The 19,948-nt window shown below is 45.1% G+C and carries 19 protein-coding genes; all 19 read right to left on the reverse strand.

What is annotated here, in order from left to right; translation table 11 throughout:
• Positions 1 to 89 precede the first annotated feature (89 nt).
• The gene (locus DSOL_RS08610; RefSeq protein WP_075364461.1) at positions 90 to 1,157 is read right to left on the reverse strand and encodes a Leu/Phe/Val dehydrogenase; all 1,068 of its coding nucleotides are present in this window, start codon (positions 1,155 to 1,157) and stop codon (positions 90 to 92) included.
• Between the two features lie 359 nt (positions 1,158 to 1,516).
• Positions 1,517 to 3,247, reverse strand: coding sequence for a sigma-54 interaction domain-containing protein (locus tag DSOL_RS08615; protein ID WP_075364462.1), 1,731 nt, complete (start codon positions 3,245 to 3,247; stop codon positions 1,517 to 1,519).
• A gap of 267 nt (positions 3,248 to 3,514) precedes the next feature.
• Positions 3,515 to 4,351, reverse strand: coding sequence for a sporulation transcription factor Spo0A (gene spo0A, locus DSOL_RS08620; RefSeq protein WP_075364463.1), 837 nt, complete (start codon positions 4,349 to 4,351; stop codon positions 3,515 to 3,517).
• 161 nt (positions 4,352 to 4,512) lie between these two features.
• The gene (gene spoIVB, locus DSOL_RS08625; RefSeq protein ID WP_075364464.1) at positions 4,513 to 5,781 is read right to left on the reverse strand and encodes a SpoIVB peptidase; all 1,269 of its coding nucleotides are present in this window, start codon (positions 5,779 to 5,781) and stop codon (positions 4,513 to 4,515) included.
• 280 nt (positions 5,782 to 6,061) lie between these two features.
• The gene (recN, locus tag DSOL_RS08630; RefSeq protein WP_075364465.1) at positions 6,062 to 7,732 is read right to left on the reverse strand and encodes a DNA repair protein RecN; all 1,671 of its coding nucleotides are present in this window, start codon (positions 7,730 to 7,732) and stop codon (positions 6,062 to 6,064) included.
• 10 nt (positions 7,733 to 7,742) lie between these two features.
• Positions 7,743 to 8,195 carry an arginine repressor gene (argR, locus tag DSOL_RS08635; RefSeq protein ID WP_075364466.1) on the reverse strand — a complete coding sequence of 151 codons (453 nt, stop codon included), beginning with the start codon at positions 8,193 to 8,195 and terminating at the stop codon, positions 7,743 to 7,745.
• 30 nt (positions 8,196 to 8,225) lie between these two features.
• Complete coding sequence (locus DSOL_RS08640) at positions 8,226 to 9,044, reverse strand: NAD(+)/NADH kinase (RefSeq protein ID WP_075364467.1); 819 nt, start codon at positions 9,042 to 9,044, stop codon at positions 8,226 to 8,228.
• Between the two features lie 3 nt (positions 9,045 to 9,047).
• A complete protein-coding gene (locus DSOL_RS08645; protein WP_075364468.1) occupies positions 9,048 to 9,857 on the reverse strand; it encodes a TlyA family RNA methyltransferase in 810 nt (269 codons plus the stop codon).
• A 46-nt stretch (positions 9,858 to 9,903) separates the two neighbouring features.
• The gene (dxs, locus tag DSOL_RS08650) at positions 9,904 to 11,790 is read right to left on the reverse strand and encodes a 1-deoxy-D-xylulose-5-phosphate synthase (protein WP_075364469.1); all 1,887 of its coding nucleotides are present in this window, start codon (positions 11,788 to 11,790) and stop codon (positions 9,904 to 9,906) included.
• Entirely contained in the window at positions 11,765 to 12,379 is a 615-nt protein-coding gene (locus tag DSOL_RS08655; RefSeq protein WP_075364470.1) for a hypothetical protein, read from the reverse strand. The genes dxs and DSOL_RS08655 overlap by 26 nt, the downstream gene beginning before the upstream one ends.
• Before the next feature lie 28 nt (positions 12,380 to 12,407).
• On the reverse strand, positions 12,408 to 12,848 hold the full coding sequence (locus DSOL_RS08660; RefSeq protein ID WP_075364471.1) for a divergent PAP2 family protein: 441 nt from the start codon (positions 12,846 to 12,848) through the stop codon (positions 12,408 to 12,410).
• Between the two features lie 14 nt (positions 12,849 to 12,862).
• Positions 12,863 to 13,729 (reverse strand): polyprenyl synthetase family protein, encoded by an 867-nt coding sequence (locus DSOL_RS08665; RefSeq protein ID WP_075364472.1) that lies wholly within the window; start codon positions 13,727 to 13,729, stop codon positions 12,863 to 12,865.
• A gap of 9 nt (positions 13,730 to 13,738) precedes the next feature.
• Positions 13,739 to 14,023, reverse strand: a complete 285-nt coding sequence (gene xseB / locus DSOL_RS08670) for an exodeoxyribonuclease VII small subunit (RefSeq protein ID WP_075364473.1) — start codon at positions 14,021 to 14,023, stop codon at positions 13,739 to 13,741.
• 3 nt (positions 14,024 to 14,026) lie between these two features.
• Entirely contained in the window at positions 14,027 to 15,229 is a 1,203-nt protein-coding gene (xseA, locus tag DSOL_RS08675; protein ID WP_075364474.1) for an exodeoxyribonuclease VII large subunit, read from the reverse strand.
• 251 nt (positions 15,230 to 15,480) lie between these two features.
• Entirely contained in the window at positions 15,481 to 16,116 is a 636-nt protein-coding gene (locus DSOL_RS08680; protein WP_075364475.1) for a cyclodeaminase/cyclohydrolase family protein, read from the reverse strand.
• Positions 16,116 to 16,967, reverse strand: a complete 852-nt coding sequence (locus tag DSOL_RS08685; RefSeq protein ID WP_075364476.1) for a bifunctional 5,10-methylenetetrahydrofolate dehydrogenase/5,10-methenyltetrahydrofolate cyclohydrolase — start codon at positions 16,965 to 16,967, stop codon at positions 16,116 to 16,118. Before DSOL_RS08685 ends, DSOL_RS08680 begins: the two co-directional genes overlap by 1 nt.
• A 119-nt stretch (positions 16,968 to 17,086) precedes the next feature.
• Positions 17,087 to 18,499 (reverse strand): NADPH-dependent glutamate synthase, encoded by a 1,413-nt coding sequence (gene gltA / locus DSOL_RS08690; protein ID WP_075364477.1) that lies wholly within the window; start codon positions 18,497 to 18,499, stop codon positions 17,087 to 17,089.
• The gene (locus DSOL_RS08695) at positions 18,499 to 19,341 is read right to left on the reverse strand and encodes a sulfide/dihydroorotate dehydrogenase-like FAD/NAD-binding protein (RefSeq protein WP_075364478.1); all 843 of its coding nucleotides are present in this window, start codon (positions 19,339 to 19,341) and stop codon (positions 18,499 to 18,501) included. The genes gltA and DSOL_RS08695 overlap by 1 nt, the downstream gene beginning before the upstream one ends.
• Before the next feature lie 138 nt (positions 19,342 to 19,479).
• Entirely contained in the window at positions 19,480 to 19,941 is a 462-nt protein-coding gene (nusB, locus tag DSOL_RS08700; RefSeq protein WP_075364479.1) for a transcription antitermination factor NusB, read from the reverse strand.
• Between the last annotated feature and the right edge of the window lie 7 nt (positions 19,942 to 19,948).

Genomic DNA, 19,948 nt, shown 5'->3' on the forward strand with positions numbered 1-19,948 from the left:
ATCTAAGGCAATCTTAAAAAGGATCATTTTTGCGCCTGCCTTCATTGGATCCCCAAGGCGTTTCAAAAAAAGGTGTCACTGTAATAAGACTATCTTAAATAATTCGAACGGACCCGTCCGATTTTCATAATACGCTCTTCCGCCATGCGATCCGCTGCCTGGTATGTCGGGATGTTATCCTGTTTGGCGATTTTAAGAACTTTGGCCACATTGTCATACACCATTTCGACCTTTTTCAGGGCCCGTTCGTAATTATATCCTTCCAATTCATCAGCAACGTTGATGACGCCACCCGAATTAATGACATAGTCCGGTGCGTAAAGAATTCCAAGTTCGTGAAGCTTGTCACCGTGACGTTCTTCTTTTAGGACATTATTAGCAGCACCAGCGATGATTTGAACCTTTAATTGTGGAATCGTTTCATCGTTAATCACGGCCCCTAAAGCACAAGGAGCAAAAATATCTGCCTGGACACCATAGATTTCTTCTAGGCCCACCGCCTTGGCTCCTGTTTCTTCAACAACCCGTTTAACTGCCTCTTGATGGATATCCGTGACTATGAGGCTCGCACCCTCTCCGTGCAAGTGTTTTGCTAAATCATGACCGACATGCCCCAAGCCTTGAATGGCAATTACTTTTCCATTTAAGGAATCATTACCATATACTTCCTTTGCAGTGGCTTTCATCCCCCGCCATACTCCACGCGCCGTCATGGGGGAAGGATCTCCGGAAGCACCGTAGGACGAGGAGACTCCAGTTACAAAATCAGTCTCCAGATGCACCCAATCCATATCTCGAACCGTTGTCCCCACATCTTCAGCCGTGATATAACGACCGTTTAAGGATTGAACATAACGACCAAAGGCACGAAACAATTCTTCGCTTTTTTGTGTACGTGAATCACCAATGATTACTGTTTTCCCACCGCCGAGATTAAGCCCTGCCGCCGCATTTTTATACGTCATCCCACGAGCAAGGCGAAGGGCATCAAGAATTGCCTCTTCTTCATTGGCATAATTCCACATTCGCGTTCCGCCAAGAGCTGGTCCCAACGTAGTGTCATGAATGCAAATAATCGCTTTCAAACCCGACGTCTGATCCTGACAAATAACCAATTGTTCGTAGTCATACTTTTCAAGGTAATCAAAAATCTCCATTTTGCATCCCCCTTATAGCTCTAGGCTTAATAAATCAGAGTCAACCCTGCCTACACGTTAATGCAATATGAGTGCCAGTATTTCAAGAATTGACATTCTAGACCAAGTATATCTGTTTGATTTTAGAATTGTCTGATTTAAAGCAATTTAGCCTAGAACTAAACAGCTAAGTAGAGTAGTTATACTCTCCGCAATACTAAAAAAGGACCACGATTACTGCAAAAGTATTCATGGTCAGCACTGCTCTGCCTGCATAGATCTGCCTGCAATAGTTTGCAATCGTGTATTTGCAATACTATTTTCGGTATTCATCTGGCAAGCAAGCAATCCTTTGAAAGGATTTTTTTAAGTAGAATTCCTTATATAAGGGCATGCCGTTTTAGTTTATAATAGAAGTTCCGTATCGACATTTTTAAATGCTGGGCTGCCTTTGTTTTATTTCCCCCAGTTCGTTGTAAAGTGACTAACAGTAAAGCGCGTTCCCATTGCCGTTGCAACTCTTCAAATCCTTCTTCCTCCTCTGACAAAGAAGATTGTCCTAAGTCAACAAATTGCACCTCAGAATAATTATCACTTGGAAAGGTCAAGACTGGAAGACGATGTTGCTCCACAACGGTTTCACCTGCGCGCATATTAATTATTGCACGGCCCAAAATGTTTTCTAATTCACGAACATTTCCAGGCCAATGATACCCCATCAAAATTTTCAATGTTTCCTCACTTACATGTTCGACACAACGTCCATATTCCTGATTAAAGCGCCGAATTAGATGATGAACAATTAAAGGAACATCGTCCCTTCTCTGTCTTAGGGGCGGAATTATCACTGGAATTACATTCAAACGATAATACAAGTCTTCGCGAAATTTGCCAGCTCGTAACTCTGCTTCCAAATTGGCATTCGTTGCCGCAATGACCCGAACATCTACGTTAAACGACCGATTATCGCCTACTTTCACAATTTCACGTTCTTGCAGGACGCGTAAGAGCTTGGCTTGAAGGTTTAGACTGATTTCTCCAATCTCATCGAGAAAAATGGTTCCCCCGTTGGCTTCTTCAAAGAGACCCGCTTTCCCTCCACGCTTGGCTCCGGTAAAAGCCCCTTCAACATAACCAAACAGCTCGCTTTCCAAAAGGCTATCCGCTAATGCAGCACAATTTACCCGAATAAACTGTCCCTTCTGTCGTTCGCTTGAGCGGTGAATAGCATGAGCAAACAGTTCTTTTCCCGTCCCACTTTCTCCACGCAAGAGAACAGTTGCCGGGGTCACAGCCGCCCGTTGGGCTTGTTCAATCGCAGCTTTAATGGCTTCACTTTCTCCGATAATATCATTGAACGTATATTTTGCCTCTAGATGGCGAATTAAGCGCTTCGCCCTTTCTAATTCCTCAGAAAGCTTATGGATTTCTGAGATATCATGAAGGACCCCAACTGTTCCTCGTAATTGTCCGGAAACGATAACTGGAGCAACATTTACGATCACCTCTTTGCGATTCGGCCCTACTTTCATTGAAACTCCTTTGACGGGTTGACGGGTTCTTAGAACCTTAACGTGCATACTTTCCCCTTCTGCTATGTCTACTGTGGGTGGTTTACCTATGACATCCTCCTCAGTTAAACCTGTCAAATGAGTATATGCAGGGTTAATCAAAATTCCTAGCCCATTTTCATCCACTACGGAAATAGCATCCTGTGTGGAGTTAATTATGGCCGTCAGAAGGGTGCGTACTTCCTGTAGCATGTTGACTTTAACCCTGAGATCTTCATATTCCGTCATATCCCGCAAGAAGGCCACTGCCCCGATTACGCGTCCTTGATCGTCTTTATAGGGCATGCGACTGGCTATGATCGTCTTGTTGCCAATTCGGCTCAGAGTGCTAAATTCAATCGTTTCTGAATCTCGAATGTAAGGCAGCGAATCGTCCGGCATCAGTTGCCATAAATCCTTGCCTAATATATCTTCAACGGACATCTCAAATAAATCGGCTGTCGACGAATTACAGATCACAATTTCATTGAGTAGGTTAATCCCTAAGATCCCATGATTCGTTACCTCAGCCAATCTATCGAGCTGACTACGCACAAACATTTTCTTTATCCCCCTCTGCGGTCAGAACTTTCTGTCGTTTTATGTATTAATTCGTCTTCTGGCGTGCAAATCCTGCTTTACAATATTTTGCACCTATATTAATTTTCAGTTCCAAACAGATCTCTTTAATATTTAAATGCAAACTATCTTAAAGAGTCGAAGCCGTTCCCATATGAAATAACGGAAATAAAGTTTGGCAGATAAAAACACCTTTATTATTACCCAATAATTCAGGTGATAATAAAGGTGTTTTTCGGTTAATATTTGTTACATCATTGACATCCGTAATTTATCGGCAACCATTGCGATAAACTCAGAATTCGTTGGCTTACCACGATCAACGTTAATAGTATAGCCAAAAAAACGATTCATAAAATCGATGTTTCCGCGATCCCAAGCCAATTCAATAGCATGACGAATCGCTCGTTCGACACGGCTTGGTGTGGTTTGATATTTAGCTGCGATCATAGGATAAAGCTCCTTGGTTACTGCTCCAAGGAGGGAAATATTTAAAACTACACTAACAATAGCATCCCGTAAATACTGATACCCTTTAACATGGGCCGGAACTCCCATTTGGTGGATCATTCGTGTGACTTCAACTTCAAGGTTTTTTGTCGTCGGAGGTAAGATTCCATTAGAAATCTGCGAATTTGAGACATGCGAACTCGAATTATTCTTTCCGTCAGTCATCGTGTTTGTCATTGGGGTACCACTAAAAGCATCCGTAAAGTCATCTTGTAATTGGCGAATGCGTTTACCCAAGGTTTCCAATTCAAATGGCTTCAATATGTAATAGTTAGCTCCAAGGCTTACGGCACGTTGTGTCATTGATTCCTGACCAAACGCAGTTAACACAATAATTTTAGGCCTTTGGACTGCATTTTGGAGTTTTTCAAGGACACCCAAACCATCGAGGTGAGGCATAATAATATCTAACAGAACAACATGAGGTTCTTCTCGGAAAATTAATTCCAGAGCCTCATTTCCGTTATAGGCCACCCCAACAAGACTCATATCTTCTTGCCGTTCAATAAATTCTTTGACTATCTCGACAAATTCCCGGTTATCATCTGCCAATAAGACTCGAATAGGTCTTTGCATTTCCCAGGATCCTCCTCATTACAGACATATTTGGTAGTATTATTTCGACAATTGTTTCGTTAACTCCTTCTTTTATAGGAATGAAATGTCAATTTTATAAAAGAAAAGAGCAACCTTTTTCATAAATGCTGCTCTTTCATATTTATTTGATTTTTTTACCCTTATGCCGCTTCGTTTTTCTCGAGCTGTCGAGTTTCGTTTAACATATTTTGGATAAATACCCCATAACCTCGTTGACTATCATTTACAAAAACATGAGTAACGGCCCCGATGAGTTTACCATCTTGTACAATTGGACTTCCACTCATCCCTTGGATGATACCACCCGTAATGTCTAGTAGCCTTGGGTCTGTTACGCGTACAATCATATTTTTGCTATCCGTGCGATTATGCATCACCCGATCAATATTAACATTAAACTCCTCGATCTTTTCCCCCTGAATCACTGTATAAATCTTGGCAGGACCAACCTTAACCTCAGATTCCCACCCTACTGAAATTGCCTCTTTAAAATATGGGTTCACGACTGCACCGCTCATTTTTCCAAAAATCCCAGTCATAGTATTCTTTTCGATAGACCCCATAAACGATGAATTAGAAACAAACGAACCGATTTTTTCGCCCGGGTGCCCGCGTTTCCCTTTCTCAATGGCATAGATGGAGGATGCAATGATTTTACCATTGAAGATCTCAATTTTTTGGTTTGTGTCTGCGTCAGTAATCACGTGTCCAAGGGCACCATATTGTTTTGATTCAGGGTCTAAAAAAGACAGTGTGCCGACACCCGCAGCTTCATCTCTCACAAATAAACCCATACGATACCTTCCTGTTTCTACACAAAAAATAGGTCTTACAATTTTCTCCAAAATCTGGTCCTGGTGTTTAAATAGTACATTTGCGCTTCCCTTTTGTTCTCCTGCTAGATGAACCGCATTTGAGACATCTTGATCAGATCGCACCTCTTGATTGTTAATTTTCAAGAGAATATCCCCAACTTCGATTCCAGCATCCTTGGCAGGGAAGGTTTTTCTTCCACTTTTGTCTACAACCGGGGCTTGTCCGACTACCATTACACCCTTAGTCTGCAAAGTAACACCGATCGATTGTCCGCCTGGTATCAATTTCATAGGCTTCATCACTTCGACTTCACCGGATCTTAAAGGGAAAATCCCAAACAACTTGTAAGCTACTTCTAGTTTTTCTGACCCTATAGAATTGGAGAGTTTTCCAGATGCGACTGAAACGATTTGATTCGATGATGGTATTTTCTCAACCTTGATAATTCTTGACCAAAATCCATTTAATTGAGGTTCCATTTGACTGACTTGATATTGTTCAGGAAATTCCACTAACTGTTGAAAACTAGGATTCATACAAAGGAAGGTGCAGAACAAGAGACTGACAAAAACTAAAACGCTCTTCTTTTTCACTCTCTTATCATCCTCCACTCTATTCTCCCCATTTTTCTTCTTTTCTTCCCTTTTCCTCATGATTAGAGCGTTTCTAATAAGTTAAGTGAATTATGATCTTAAATTAACCAAATCTCTTCTGTTTCATCCTGTATAATACGTTCCATATTTCCTTAAAGATTGGCAAATTAGACAAAAGAAAAAGACTGCATAATTATGTGCAGCCTTCATCAAACGAAATTTAAGAAAATAATTGAAAACCATGGTCCATTAATAACTGTGCATTTTAAATTGTGAATCGTTATTGACGTACTCGAGATCGTTCCCATAGCTCCTGGGCGTGTTTACGCGTAATTTCCACTTCCCCGCCTCCGAGCATCCTGGAAAGCTCTTCAAGGCGATCAGACTCTGACAAAGATTCAACCTGTGTCCGTGTCCTATCGCCATTCACTTCTTTTATAATGCCATAATGAACATCTGCAAATGCTGCGACTTGAGCAGCATGAGTGATACAAAAAACCTGTTTGTTCTGGGCGATCTTGGCCAGCTTTTCACCCACTTTATGAATCGTCCTGCCCCCAACTCCACTATCTACTTCATCAAAGATGAACGTTCCCACAGATTCCACTTTAGCCAGTAAGCTTTTCAAGGCTAACATCAAACGAGACATCTCTCCTCCGGATGCAACTTTCGCTAAAGGTTTTGGGGGTTCTCCCATATTAGCCGAGAAATAAAACTCTACCAACTCAGCACCACCACTCGTTGGCTCTTCGTTAGGCGTAAATCGAACTTCAAACCGACTTCTCTCTAAGCTCAGGTCGGCAAGTTCTAGAGTTAGGCCTTTCTCGATTCGTGCAGCGATTTCGAGACGTTTCTGGCTAAGCAACTTAGCTACCGTGTCGTAAGTTTGTCGGGTTGTCTTCTTTTCTTTATAGATGGATTCAAATTGTTCTTGGACATGGGTAATTTGATCTAACTCTTGAATCATTTTCTCGCGTTTCTCCAAGATATCTTCCAGGCTTGTCCCGTATTTTCGGAGTCTGTTTAACTGAATAAGCCGCTCCTCAATCTGGTCGAGCCTTCCCGGTTCAAACTCAAAATTATCGCGGTATACCCTAACTTGGTCCGCCAAATCCTCAGTCGCATAATAGATGGACTCAATTTGTTCAAAACCATTAAACGCTTCATCCAACCGAGCCAGCTCTTGAAGAGCTTTACGCGTTTGACCCAAAAGGTCAAATGCCGCCAGTTTGCCAGCTGAACCCTCATATAAGGCAACATAGGCATCTGAGATCAAACTAGTGATTCGTTCCGCATTACTTAAGCGTTTCTTCTCCAGAGTAAGCTCTCCCTCTTCTCCCGGAAGCGGGTTAACCTGAGCTATCTCCTCGATTTGATAACGCAAGATTTCTTCACGTTTTTGCCGTTCCTCTTCTGAAATGGACAACTCCCGTTCTTTACGTAGGATCGCTTGATAAGCTTTCGCTGCTTTGTTTACTAAGATAACATCGTCCTGAAGTCCCCCCAAGGCATCTAAGAGATCGCGGTGAGTTTCGGTGCGAAAGAGAGACAGATGTTCTATTTGGCCGTGAATATCCACAAGACCTAAACATAGTGAACGATAGAGGGTAAGCGGAATCGTACGACCTTGAACACGGCAAATGTTTTTACCCGAGGTGTTAATTTCTCGATAGAGAAACAATTGGCCCTCTTCAACTGGATAACCCTCTTCTTCTAACCGTCTTATGTACTCCGGGGCAAGGTCTTCGAAAACCCCTTCAATTCGGGCCTGAGCTTCCCCATGCCGGATCAGGTCTGCACTGGCTCGGCCACCCAAAAGAACCCCCAAGGCGTCAATCAACATAGATTTCCCTGCACCCGTTTCTCCTGTGAACACCGTCAACCCCTGACCGAAACTTAAACGAACTGCTTCCATCAAGCCAAAATTTTCCACGTGCAACTCCGCAAGCATAACGTCCCTCCTATCCAAGCAAGGTGGTAATCCGTTCTAAGACTGTTGGAACAGCCTCTTTCGGCTTAATAACCAAAAGAATCGTGTCATCCCCTGCGACTGTACCAATGACCTCTTCCCAGTTACTATTGTCCATGACAGCCGCTAACGCATGTGCATTTCCCGGGATGGTTCGAATCACAACAAGGCTTTCCGTGTCATTAATAGAAACCACGGTTTCACGTAGCACTCGTTTGAGGCGATCTTGTAAGTTTACCGGATGTACTTCGCTCGGAACGGCATAGCGGTATTCGTCTCCCAAACTTGGAACTTTAATGAGTCCCATTTCTTTAATATCCCGGGAAACCGTTGCTTGAGTGACATTAAATCCTGATAAGTGCAATTTATCGGCAAGTTCTTCTTGAGTGCGAATAATCTCCTTCGTAATAATTTCTTGAACCTTCATCTGGCGACGAGCTTTCATACACAAAGCCTCCAATGTTCTTTTCTCTTCTCACTCATGCCAACGATCCCTTAACTTTTCTCGAACCACTTGGGGAAAACTTCGGCTTCCTACCCGTATGAGCTGAGCCTTAATTGGAGCCGTCGTAATCACGACTGTTTCACCTGAGCAAATCTTAACACTATGCCGCCCATCAAAGGTCACCAGGCATTGCTCCCCGTGGGCCAGAAGGATTTCAATTTCTTCCTGATCTGAAACAAGCATGGGGCGTGCCGACAGGGAATGTGCTGCTAATGGCGTCAGTAAAATTGCCTGAACATTGGGGCTAATGATCGGTCCACCTGCAGATAGCGAATAGGCTGTGGAACCCGTTGGGGTCGCGACAATCAAGCCGTCGGCCGGATAACTTACAGAGGGTTCCCCCGACAGATTTACCTGAAGGGTTATGACTCCATCCTCACTCTCCCGAGAAAACACTATGTCATTCAAGACCAACTGAGAAAGAGCGTTCGAACCCTCCCGCTTGATAAGCGCATTCAACATTAAACGTTCTTGAATTTTAAAGTCTTGATGTAAAACCTTTTCTAAGGCACCAAAAACATCTTCCCGCTCAATTTCACATAAAAACCCCAAGCGCCCAAAATTAACACCTAACACTGGGATCCCCAACGGCGCACCTTCTCGAGCTGCTTGAAGGAGCGTTCCATCCCCACCCAAGGAAATTAAAAACTTCGCTCCGCGCTCTAGGATATCTACCCACTCTGTCAAAACGTCCCATCCGCGAGCTTGGAACCAAGGTATAATTTGGAGAGCCAACGTCTGTGCTTCCGGTTTGCTCTTATTGAGCCATAAACCAACGACTCTTTCCATACGTTACTCCGTCTCTTTCTGAGCGTTCTGAACCAAACGTTCCAGTTCGTCATGCCAGCTGATTCCCGAACCGGTATGTAACCCCAACCAGGCTAGGTATTCAATATTGCCTTCCGGGCCGCGAATCGGAGAATAAGCCACGCCTAGTACCCGAAAGCCCACACTTTCAGCCTGACTGAGGACTTGTTCCAACACCTGTTTATGAACTAAGCCGTCTTTAACGACCCCTTTTTTCCCCACATGCTCCCGTCCGGCCTCAAATTGGGGCTTAATCAAGGATAACACCTGCCCTCCATCTTTAAGGATGGCTAACATAGCTGAGAATATCTTCGTTATAGAGATAAAGGCAACATCTGAAACGACCCAATCCACTTGTTCAGGTAGAGATTCGCTATTCAAATAACGAGCATTCACCCGTTCCATCGAGACAACGCGGGGATCTGTCCGAAGTTTCCAATCCAATTGTCCATATCCGACATCCACTGCATAAACTCGCTTCGCGCCGTTTTGCAAAACACAGTCCGTAAAGCCACCTGTGGAAGCCCCGATATCAACGACTACCTGATCTTTGAATATGAGCCCAAACTCTTCAACTGCCTTAGCTAGCTTTAGTCCACCGCGAGAAACGAACGGCAAGGTTTCCCCTTTCAGTTCGATCAAGGATTCTTCCGCTATTTCCGTGCCCGGCTTGTCTACGCGCTGCCCACCGACAAACACGATTCCCGCCATAACCATTGCTTTGCCCTTCTCACGACTGGTAGCCAACCCATTCTTAACTAATAAGAGATCGATGCGTTCCTTTCCCTTTGCCACAGTATCCCTTCCCGTCCCTTCCTTATGTCCCCGTGAAAACTCCCTCCTAGGATTGTGCGACGCGGCGGATTAATTGTAAGCGTTCTGCTGCTTGCATGATCCCTTTAACTGACAATCCATGGACTTTATGAAGTTGAGGAATTGGTCCTTGATCCACGAACCCATCATATCCTAGGCGTTCGAAGGCAACTCCTTCGATTCCTTCTTCTTCCAGAAGTTCAAGGATGGCACTTCCCATGCCTCCCTTAAGAACTTGGTCTTCGATCGTAATAAAATGTTTTGTTAAACGCGCATAATGGATAAGGAGTTCACGATCAAGCGGATTAACATAACGCAAGTTAATGACCGCAGCGTCTACGCCGCGGTGGCGTAATTCCTGCGCTGCCAGTAGGCAGAGATTGACGATTGGGCCGATTCCAATCAAAGTCACATCCTTGCCTTGACGTAAGACTTCCGCTTTGCCAATGGGGATATTCATTAACGTCTCATCCAGTTTCACACCTTGCCCAACCGATCTCGGATAACGCAAGGCCACAGGTCCGCAATATTGTAATGCCGTATAGAGCATATGGCGTAACTCGTTCTCATCTTTTGGCGCCATAATAACCAGATTTGGCATTATCCGAAAGAAGGAAATATCGAATACCCCGTGATGCGTGGGCCCATCATCCCCTACAACTCCAGCACGGTCAATGGCTAACACAACATTGGCCTGTTGCAAACAGACATCATGCAATACTTGATCAAAGGCCCGCTGATAAAAGGTAGAATAGATTGCCACAACTGGCTTAAGAGCCCCAAAGGCCAACCCAGCTGCAAATGTAACGGCATGTTGTTCTGCTATGCCAACATCAAAAAAGCGTTCAGGAAATTGACTGGCAAACACATTAAGACCTGTCCCGCTGGGCATGGCCGCACTAATGGCCACGATCTTAGGATCTTCCTTAGCAAGCGCGCAAAGGGTTTCCCCGAACACCGTCGTATAGGTCGGTGGAGCAGAAATTTTAGTCCTCTTTCCCGTTTCCGTATCAAAAGGGCCGACTCCATGAAAGATATCAGGATTTTCCTCTGCAGGTCTATAGCCTTTTCCTTTGCGGGTCACCACATGGACAAGCACGGGTCCCTTTTTATGTTTAGCCTGGTCTAGAACCTGTTCAACTAAGGCTTGATCATGTCCGTCAATCGGTCCCAAATACGTGAAACCCAATTCTTCAAAAATAAGTCCCGGCACCAAAAGGTACTTCAGACTATCTTTGGCTTTGGCCACCATCTTAGCGACTTGTGTTCCAATACCCGGTATGCGTTTTAAAAGGTACTCAATATCTTCTTTGCGCTTATCATAACGCGGGTCAGTCCTCAATCGATTGAGATAAGAGGACATGGCTCCTACATTAGGAGAAATGGACATTTCGTTATCATTTAAGACCACAATCATATTGGTTTCACTTTGACCTGCATGATTTAAGGCCTCAAAAGCCATTCCGCCGGTCATCGCACCATCTCCGATTACGGCCAAAACATGGTGGTTCTCTCGAAGAACATCTCGTGCTTTGGCAAACCCCACTGCTGCGGAAATGGATGTGCTGGAATGGCCCGTTTCAAAGCAATCATGGACGCTCTCCGCCCGTTTAGGAAATCCGGACAATCCATTATATTGGCGAATCGTACTAAACCAGTCCAATCGACCCGTCAAAAGCTTATGTACATAGGTCTGATGACCCACATCCCACACAATCTTGTCGTGGGGGCTATCAAATGTCCTATGTATCGCTAAAGTGAGTTCAACAACTCCGAGGTTCGAAGCTAAATGACCACCATTTTTAGAGACCACGTCAATCATTTTTTGCCGAATCTCTTGCGCCAGAGTTTCAAGTTCGGTGAAATCTAAGCGGCGCAAATCCTTCGGCTCATAAATTTTTTCGAGTAGCCCCATCCTTCTTTCCTCCTCGTTTTTTCTGTCCAGTCAGGCTCCAACCTGTGATTTGTTCAACAGCGGCAATCGCGCTCCCAACCCAAGCAATCACTTTATTAGCATCATGAATGGCAAAGGATTTTCCCACAGCTTTGCCTGTAATGGTTATCGACGCTACTAAGGCTAAGATGAGAGTGGTTAACCAAATCTCTCTCGTTCCAAATATCGGATAATAACGGACAATATCTATGACAATCGCAGCAGCCATCACTCCGCTTAACGTCCCAGTAACATCTCCCACGACATCGTTGGCTATATTCGCCACCAAGTCCGCGTGACGCACGAGATAGACGGCCTGGCGCGCGCCCCTGACACGGTTAGCTGCCCTAGCATGATGAGGAGCTTCATTTGCTGCTGTCGCGGCAATTCCGACAACATCAAAGACAATATGAACCCCTATCACGCCTAAAAGAAACAATGCGGCTACCCATAATGACTCCGCCCGGCGCATCAGCAATTCAGAACCAATTCCCACAATGGCCGCAATGACAAAACTCCCCAAAAAAACAACTACAAGATGTTTCCAGCTCTTACGTTTGCGTACTGCCAACGATTAGTTAACCCTCCTCAACCCGATCTCAGACCAACAGTCCCACAATGATTCCTACAATCACGCCCCCGAATACTTCAAACGGAGTATGTCCAATGAGTTCCTTCAGGCGTTCTTGGGCAAGGTCAGACCCTAGGTATAGATTTTCAACCAACTGATTGAGAACTTCGGCTTGTTTCCCCGCCGCTCGTCGTACCCCTGCAGCATCATACATCACAACCATACCGTAAACGGCAGAAACAGCAAAGATGGGGGAATCCCACCCATAGTATTTTCCAATTCCTAAAGCTAGAGCACTTACCGTTGCGGAGTGAGAACTAGGAAAACCACCTGAGCTCAGAAGTAGTTGAAGATTCAGTTTCCTTACTAAAGACAGATTTACAACGACTTTAAGGAGTTGAGCTATTAACCAAGCTGTCACAGCGGAAACAAGGATTGCATTGTAAAAGATTCCTGGGATAATCGGCATGATCACGACCTCTTTCAATGCTGGCGTTGTTCTATATAGTAAGCTAGCTCGTTTAGAAAGGTTGCACCTGTACCAAAAGGCTTTAAGGCAGACTGTGCTTTTTGTATTTGGGTATGCATTTGTCGCTCTGCGCCTTCTAACCCTAACAAAGAGGGATAAGTCGACTTACCCTGGCGAAGGTCGCTCCCAACGGGTTTACCGATTGTTTCACTGTCCCCCACCACATCAAGGATATCGTCTTTTATTTGAAACGCTAATCCCAAGGCCTGGGCATATTCAGTCAACGCTTCAACCTGCGGCTCAGTACCACCCGCTAAAATTCCGCCGAGCCGAGCAGAAACCGTCAGTAAAGCACCAGTTTTAGCCTTATGAATCTTTTCAATCTCGTCTAGGTTCAGCGTTTTCCCTTCTCCAGCGACATCCGCAACCTGCCCACCGACCATACCCGCTTTTCCGGCAGCCACCGCAACCTCACGAATAACACGAAGCTGCCTCTCAGGCCGACCAAGGCCTGGGGTTGCCAGAAGTTCAAAGGCATAAGTTAATAATGCATCCCCGGCTAAAATAGCCTGAGCCTCGCCAAAAACCTTATGGTTTGATAATCTTCCCCGTCTATAGTCGTCATTATCCATGGCGGGTAAATCATCATGGATTAAGGAATACGTATGAATAAGTTCCAACGAAAGCGCAGCAGGTAAAATATCTTGCAGATGACCACCCACAGCTTCTGCAGAGGCCAGAGCGAGAACTGGTCGAATACGCTTACCTCCCCCAATCAAGGAATAATACATGCTCTCATTTAAGCTGTCCTTGTCCCATGGCAATTGTGCAAGGCTCTGCTCAACCATGGTGAGATAGCGCTGAAACGTCTCTTTGAACACGCTTTACGTTCACCCTTCCACTTCAAAACTTGCAGGTTTTACCTGCAACTGTCCGTCCTGATCTTCAAGCAGAATTTCCATCTGCTTTTCCGCTTGATCCAAAACGTTGGAACAGTACTGTACAAGACCAACGCCCTTCTTGAATAGGCCCAAAGCCTTTTCCAAAGGAAGATCTTTCTGTTCAAGCAATTTCACGATTTTCTCTAAATTATGAATCCCAATTTCCAGAGAGAGGGGTTCTTCTTGCTCAGAAGACTCAACAAAAAGGTCATCCGACCAATTTTCATTGCTCATGGATTAAATCTCCTTCTCTAACACTTGGCAGCATAAACTTCCTTCTCCTAAGCGAATCCTAATTTGTTCATCAACCTCCACCTTTTGAGCGGAGCGAAGAAGTTTCCCCTCTGCATCGTAGGTCAACGAGTAGCCTCGACCCAAAATAGCCAAAGGGCTCAGCAAATCTAACTTAGCTGCCAATAGGGTTAGTATACCATTTTTATCGGCTACAAATCTAGTCATGCTCTCCTGAAGGCGCACCTGCAGGGTATCTAAGCGTTGGCGATTTTGATCAATGCGCCAGAAAGGATCTTTAAGAGGCCCCTTATTCGCGATCCCATCAAGGTATTGACGCTTCCTCTCGATCAGCATCCCCATATCACTTTGAAGTCGAGCACGTAGTTGAATGACTTGAAACTTTAGGTCTTGTAATATAGGCACGGCCAGTTCAGCCGCGGCAGATGGAGTCGGCGCACGCAAATCTGCAACATAGTCTGAAATAGTCACATCGGTTTCATGTCCCACCGCTGAAATGACTGGAATAACAGACGCTGAGATAGCACGGGCCACAACTTCAGTATTAAAGGCCCATAACTCTTCTAAAGATCCCCCACCCCGACCGACAATTAAGACGTCGACATTTCCGTAACGATTTAGGCGAGCGATCGCCTGAGCTACTTCCCGCGGTGCCGCTTCTCCTTGAACTGCAGCTGGTGCCAAGATCCACGACATTCCCGGATGACGTCGCCCCATTATATTAATAATATCCCGAATTGCCGCTCCCGTCGGGCTCGTCACAATGCCCACTCGCTTAGGAAAGCGAGGAATTTCTTTTTTGCGTGCTGGATCAAAGAGTCCTTCCTCTTCAAGCTTCTTTTTGAGTTGTTCAAACGCTAAATAGAGTTGGCCAATCCCGCTGGGTTCCATCTCTTCAGCGTAAAATTGAATCGTTCCCTCCCGCTCGTACATGCGGATATTTCCCCGAATCATGACTTTTAGTCCGTCTGACGGGACAAAACGCACGCGTTCGGAACGGCTTTTAAACATAACTCCTTTAAGACTGGAAGACTCATCTTTCAGCGTAAAATACCAGTGCCCAGAAGCACGGTGATTCTTAAAGTTCGAAAGTTCACCACTAATCCAGCAGTTTTGCAAATCCGCTCGATCCTGCAAGACTTGTCCGATTTGCCCTACCAACTCGGACACTGTCCATATTTTAGGCACAAATATCACCTCTAAACCTATCATAACAAAAAAACAAGAGGGAAGGAAATTATTCCTCACCCCCTGCACAAAACCGAAGCACGATGCTCGCGGTTCGCGGTTCGAACCTCGAATGTCGCACATGTAGCCACTGAATAAGTTTTAGCTAAAACCTATAATAAAGTGTGGAAACTAATATAGGTAAGTTTCCTATATCAGATGAATAACCGCCTATACTTCGTGCATCGCGCATCGAGCATCGGACTTCTGACTTACAGCCGACTTTGGACTACGGCGACCGTCTCCGCACAAATTACCGCAGCTTGTTCAAATAGTCTCGCTCGTTCAGCCTTTACCCGCTCTTGATACCCCGGATCTTTAATCTGAGGAAGGTTGATATCCACACTAAGCATTGCAGATTTCAAGGCACTCTCCGCTAAATATGCCGCAACACCGACATCGCTGATCGCCCCTTTATTACCGATCGGAGCAAGTTCCTGGGCTAATTGTAAAACTTTAAAGCAATTCTGGGCGATTCCGAGGGGAGTATCCGTAGCCGAAATTAAGACCTCTTGCATTTTCGTAGCGCGCACAGCTTTTTCCTCATCCGTGCCTTTTGGCAATTTCAGAACAGCCATAAAATTCGAGAACTCAGCGATATCCTGACTCAATCCGGTTTTAAGCGCGTTTAAAACCGTTTCTCCCTGTGACAAGATCTCTTTTACTTGAGGTTCCACCTCTTTATATTTTTCCTTACCGATCGTAAGGTTAGCCACCATGCAAGCCATCGACGCAGCCTGTGCTCCTACAAAAGCAGAAACACTGCCCCCGCCGGGTGTCGGTGAGGAGCTGGCGGACACAGTCAGGAATTCTTCTGTCGTCCATTGCCAAATTTGATTCATATCCATTAACGCGTCCCCCCTTGAAGAACGATTCCCTTCAGAACATTACGCATAATCAAAGCAGTGGTCAGAGAACCTACCCCACCCGGAACTGGCGAAATCAACTCAGCAACTTCTTGAACCGCTTGGAAATCCACATCCCCGCAAATTCCCTCTGGAGTTTCATTGATCCCGGCATCGACGACAATCGCTCCCGCTTTGACCATATCCTTTTTGATCAACTTGGCGCGACCCACTGCTGCGATCAAAATATCGGCCTGACGGGTGAATGCTCCCAAGTCCGGAGTTTTAGAATGACAAATAGTCACCGTCGCATTGTGCTTCAGAATCAGGAAAACTAAGGGTTTGCCAACAGTTTCTCCTCGGCCTACAATGACGACATGTTTTCCTGCAATCTCAACACCGGAGCGCAGAAGCAACTCAATACAGCTTTGTGGGGTGGCTGGGAAAAGCCCATCCTCGCCACTTAAAATATACCCACGATTGATAGGATGAACTCCGTCTACATCCTTATCTGGGCGTACTGCAGCCATAACTTTTTCTTTCTTAATCCCTTTAGGAAGCGGAAGTTCAATCATAATGCCATGAACAGATTGATCATTATTTAGGCTCTCAATCCTTGCCAGAATATCCGCTTCTGGTGTAGCTCCCGGCATCGTGAAAAGTTCAAAGGCCATACCGATACCCTCGCAAACTTTCTGCTTTGACCGTGCATAGACCACTGAAGCAGGATCATCACCAACTAAAATTACCGCGAGTTTAGGTTGCACTCCTTTTTCTTTCCACTGTGCAATTTCCTCACGAATTTCTTCCTTAAGAATTTTGGACACTGCTTTGCCATCCAACAATTGAGACAATAGACACACTCCTTTCAGATTATCGATTAATTTTCACATCAATAAACAAGGGCTCTTGTTACACTGAAGTGGGGTAAACACCCCACTTCAGCCCTTAACTTTACTTTAATCAAACGAGTTTATTTTGCTTTAAGATACTGGTTGATTCCCTCTGCAGCCTTTTTACCAGCTCCCATGGCCAAAATAACCGTAGCAGCACCAGTGACGATATCTCCGCCTGCAAAAACACCAGGCTTAGAAGTCATTAACGTTTCAGCATCTGCGACAATATTACCCCGCTTGTTTAACTCCAAGCCAGGGGTAGACGTCGTTACAAGAGGATTCGGCCCTTGGCCAATCGCTACGACTACCGTGTCCATCGGAATTTCGAATTCGGACCCTTTAATAGCAACCGGAGCACGTCGTCCTGAAGCGTCCGGCTCTCCAAGTTCGTAACGCAAGCAGGTCAAGCTTTTTACCCAGCCACGCTCGTCTCCTTCGATAGAAACGGGATTTGTTAACAGACGGAATTGGATTCCCTCTTCTTCCGCATGCTCAAGCTCTTCTTTACGTGCTGGCATCTCATCACGAGAACGACGATAGATGATGTAAACATTTTCTGCACCCAAGCGGAAGGCAGTACGTGCGGAGTCCATCGCGACATTCCCAGCACCTAACACAGCGACATTTTTTCCTACTTTTACAGGAGTCGCATAATCTGGGAACTTGTAACCCTTCATCAAATTTGTCCGGGTTAAGAACTCATTGGCAGAATAGACTCCATTTAAGTTCTCTCCAGGGATATCCATAAAGTAAGGAAGTCCAGCACCCGTACCAATAAACACCGCATCATATCCATTTTCCATAAGTTCATCCACAGAGGTAATTTTTCCAACGACTTGGTTGGTAAGGATCTCAACCCCCATTTGTTTTAGGTTTTCGATTTCCGTTTGTACAATTTCTTTCGGCAAACGGAACTGAGGAATTCCATACATCAGAACACCCCCTGCAACGTGCAAGGCCTCAAAAATAGTCACAGCATGTCCAGCTTTAGCCAGGTCACCTGCACACGCTAATCCAGAAGGTCCAGCGCCGATAATGGCCACACGTTTACCGCTCGGCTCTACTTTTTCCATCTCTGCCTTTTCAGATTTCATGCCAAAGTCCGCAGCAAAACGCTCTAAGCGACCAATCGCCACAGATTCTCCTTTAATTCCCAAAATACATTTGCTTTCACATTGAGATTCTTGGGGGCAAACGCGCCCACACACCGCGGGTAAGGAATTCTTAACTTTCAAAACCTTAGCCGCTTCCTGGAAATCCCCCTCAGCAATTTGTTTGATGAAATCTGGGATCAGCACTTCCACAGGGCAGCCAGTACGGCACAATGGTTTTTTACATTGTAAACAACGCTTTGCTTCTTCTATGGCCGTTTCTTGTGAGTAGCCCAGAGCGACTTCTTCAAAGTTATGTGCTCTAACCTGAGGATCCTGGCAAGGCATTTCATGACGAGGGATTTTTACTTTTTTTGTACTTTCAACGTTCTCTGCCATTAGTGATGCCCTCCTTCATGGTCACATTCCAGACGAGCCTTGGCTCGGTTTTCTTCATCCTTATAAAAAGCAAGACGCTTCATGGCTAAATCAAAATCAACCAAATGCCCATCAAACTCTGGTCCATCCACACAAGCAAATTTAGTTTCATTGCCCACACTGATCCGGCAAGCACCACACATTCCTGTCCCGTCCACCATAATTGGATTCATGCTGACGATCGTTTTAAGACCCAAAGGACGGGTATAATCCACAACTGCTTTCATCATAACCATAGGACCAATCGCCCAAATCGCCTCTACTTTATGACCCTGAGCTAGGACCTGAGCCAACCCATCTGTCACAAACCCTTTAACGCCTAAGCTTCCATCGTTTGTGGCAATCACAACTTCGTTACTCACGGAACGCATTTCTTCTTCCAAAATCAGAAGGTCCGCACTCCTTGAACCCAAGACGGAAATCACATGGTTCCCCGCTTCTTTTAATGCCCGTGCGATTGGATGAATAGGAGCAATACCTAAGCCCCCACCAATGCACACAACAGTACCATAATTCTCAATTTCAGACGCAACACCCAACGGTCCCACAAAATCTTGGAATTCATCCCCTTCATTCATGCCCGTGATGATGGCTGAAGAATACCCCACATCTTGTACAACAATCGTGATAGTGCCCTTTTCTCGATCAAAGTCCATGACAGTAAGCGGAATTCGCTCACCCAACTCATCCACACGAACAATCACAAATTGGCCTGGCTCCACTTTCGCGGCCACAGCCGGTGCATCAACTTCCAGCAAGGCAATGCCCTGTGCCAGCAGTCTTTTTTTAACGACGCGGTACATTTGACTCCTCCTCAATGTCTAAGAAAATTTTCCTCATGTACTTAATTATTCGAGATCTTTATTCGTTTTTCCTTCAAGAAGTGCCTTATAATCAAAAAAATTAGAAGATTGGATCTTAGAATAATTGAATCGTCAACATCAGGTACTACCCAGAGGTTTAGACGAGTTAGCTTCCGTATCAAGTGAGTCGCCAATGGACTTCTGATCAACGACTCGGTCAAGAATTCCATTGACGAACTTTGCAGATTCCTCTCCTCCAAAACGCTTTGCTAATTCGATGGCTTCATTGAGACTCACACGACCTGGAATATCTGGACGGAACAGAATCTCATACGTAGCCAAACGCATTACATTGCGGTCCACATTCGCCATGCGGCTAATGGTCCAATCCTGAGCTAGTGAAGCAATCAATTGATCAATTTCACCCTGATGGGTTATCGTACCATCGACTAATTCTTGGGCAAAACCCCTACTGGCTTCGGGGACTTGAAATTCTACAGCCCAACGTTGAACTTCCTCCGCAGTAATCAGCGGTTCTTTCGTCAGGTCCCTTTGAAAAAGGACTTGTAATGCTGTTTCACGGGCTAATCTTCGACTCAAGGGAATT

The sequence above is a fragment of the Desulfosporosinus metallidurans genome (assembly GCF_001936615.1).
In the GTDB taxonomy this organism is placed as follows: Bacteria; Bacillota; Desulfitobacteriia; order Desulfitobacteriales; family Desulfitobacteriaceae; genus Desulfosporosinus; species Desulfosporosinus metallidurans.